At 43.3% G+C, this 584-nt stretch carries 1 rRNA gene; it reads left to right on the plus strand.

Annotated features, from left to right (window positions below):
• Positions 1 to 122: 122 nt before the first annotated feature.
• A 23S ribosomal RNA gene (locus tag KKW16_RS08975) occupies positions 123 to 584 on the plus strand; the annotation flags it as partial.

Consider the following 584-nt stretch of genomic DNA (forward strand, 5'->3'; position numbering starts at 1 on the left):
TTTGTGATAAATCTTGATTGAACAAAAGCAATCAAGTGTTTAGTTGAATTAATGACGCTAAAAGTGCGGTCAGAGCACAATATCTATTTTATATTGAGTTTTGAAAACACTTGAGGTTGTATAGTTAAGTGACTAAGCGTACAAGGTGGATGCCTTGGCAATCAGAGGCGAAGAAGGACGTGCTAATCTGCGAAAAGCTTGGATGAGTCGATAAGAGGCGTTTAATCCAAGATATCCGAATGGGGAAACCCAGTAGATGAAGAATCTACTATCACTTACTGAATTCATAGGTAAGTGAGGCAAACCGGGAGAACTGAAACATCTAAGTACCCCGAGGAAAAGAAATCAACCGAGATTTCGTCAGTAGCGGCGAGCGAAAGCGAAAGAGCCTGTTAATGATAGCAGCAGAGATAGAGGAATAAGCTGGGAAGCTTAGCGACACAGGGTGATAGCCCCGTACTCAAAATCCAGGCTGTGGTACTAAGTTAACGAGAAGTAGGGCGGGACACGTGATATCCTGTTTGAAGATGGGGGGACCATCCTCCAAGGCTAAATACTCCTGATTGACCGATAGTGAACCAGTA

Origin of the sequence: Haemophilus sp. SZY H8 (genome assembly GCF_018829755.1) — a bacterium.
Classification (GTDB): Bacteria; Pseudomonadota; Gammaproteobacteria; order Enterobacterales; family Pasteurellaceae; genus Haemophilus; species Haemophilus haemolyticus_K.